Genomic DNA, 1,613 nt, shown 5'->3' with positions numbered 1-1,613 from the left:
CGTGGCTTGCGCCGATGTATCCGCTGTGTCACCGGCCGCCGGAATTTCACCCAGTTCGAGCACTGCGTAGCGATTCGCGACGGCAAAAGCAAAATGCACATGCTGCTCGACCAGTAGCATCGTCGTGCCGGCACTGTCGCGCTCGCGACTGAGAATGCCGACCAGCCGTTCGATCACCGACGGCTGCATGCCCTCGGTGATTTCGTCGACCAGAATCAGCTTCGGCTGGCGAATCAACGCCCGCGCGACCAACAGCATCTTCTGCTCGCCGCCCGACAGTGTGCCGGCTTTCTGTTTGAGGCGGTCCTTGAGAAACGGGAAAAGATCCTCGATACGCTCGAAAAGCGGTTTGAAATCGCGATCGCGCATGAGGGCGAGCTTCAGGTTCTCTTCGACGGACAAGTCCTGAAACAAGGCCTTTTCCTGCGGGATGTAAGCGACATCGCGCCGCGCGATCCGGTTCGGCGGCACGCCCGTAGTCCGCTCACCGAACAGCGCGATGTCGCCGCTCTTCGGGCGAATGAAACCCATCAGCGTTTTCAGCAAGGTCGATTTGCCCATGCCGTTCTTGCCGAGAATCACCACCACTTCGCCGCGCGCGAGCGTGAGGTTCAGGCCCTTGAGCACCATTGCCTCGCCGTACCCGCTGTGCAGCGCGTCGACCTGAACAATCGTCGATGCATTCATGCGTCCGCCTCCGGCTGACTGGCGGCGGCATGCGCACCGCCCGCGTACACCGCGCGCACGAGTTCGGAGTGCACGACTTCTTCGACACCGCCATCCATCACGATGCGCCCCTGGTGCAGCACGACAATGCGCGAACTGATCTGCTGCACGAAATCGAGGTCATGCTCGACCAGCAGAAGACACATCCGGTAGCGCGACGACAGTTCGACGAAAATCTCGCCGATCTGCGTGCGCTCCTGTTTCGTCAGGCCTGCAGTGGGTTCGTCCAGCAGCACCGTGCGCGGTTCGAGCGCGAGCACCATCGCCAGTTCAAGCGCCTGCTTCTGGCCGTGCGACAGGTAACGGCACTCGGTTTCGAGAATCCGGTCCAGTCCCGTCAGCCGCAGAACGTCGAGGGCCGGCTGCGGCAGCGCGAGTACCGGGTCGCGCTGCCATTTCGACGGCGGCGCCACCCGATAGCGCGCAACGCGCAACGCCTCACCGACGCTTAGCGATTCGAACACCGTCGCCGTCTGGAACTTGCGGCCGACGCCAAGCGCCACGCAGTCGTACGGCGCGAGCGTGCGGATCTCAGTGCCGCTGATCTCGACTGTGCCGCCCGAGCGCTCCGCGCCGTCCGCAATGCACCGCATCAGCGTGCTCTTGCCCGCGCCGTTCGGTCCGATCAGACTGAGGAGCTCTCCGGCGCGCGCATCGAAAGTAATGTCGTCAAGCACCTTGAGGCTGCCGAAATGCTTTTGCACCTGTTTGATCGATAGCGCCACACGGGTGTTGTCGACCATGCCGTCACCGCGCGGCGGCGCCGCGACCAGCGTCAGCGGCGTGCTTGCCACACGGCGGCGGCGGCGCGGCAACGCCTGGCGCGCTGCGCCGGCTACGAGCGGCGCGAGCCCGCGCGGCATCGCCACGATCACGACGACGAACGC

At 64.3% G+C, this 1,613-nt stretch carries 2 protein-coding genes; both read right to left on the bottom strand.

The annotated features are described in order from the left end of the window. Nucleotides 1–687: ABC transporter ATP-binding protein (locus VGH68_RS22815; protein WP_331605980.1), on the bottom strand; the 687-nt coding region annotated here is incomplete at its 3' end. Further along, nucleotides 684–1,613: ABC transporter ATP-binding protein (locus tag VGH68_RS22810; protein ID WP_331605979.1), on the bottom strand; the 930-nt coding region annotated here is incomplete at its 5' end. The genes VGH68_RS22810 and VGH68_RS22815, both read right to left, overlap by 4 nt.

Source organism: Paraburkholderia sp. (assembly GCF_036488505.1).
Classification (GTDB): Bacteria; Pseudomonadota; Gammaproteobacteria; order Burkholderiales; family Burkholderiaceae; genus Paraburkholderia.
The sequence above is the reverse complement of the archived record's forward strand: the minus strand, read 5'-3'. Positions and strand labels throughout refer to the sequence as shown.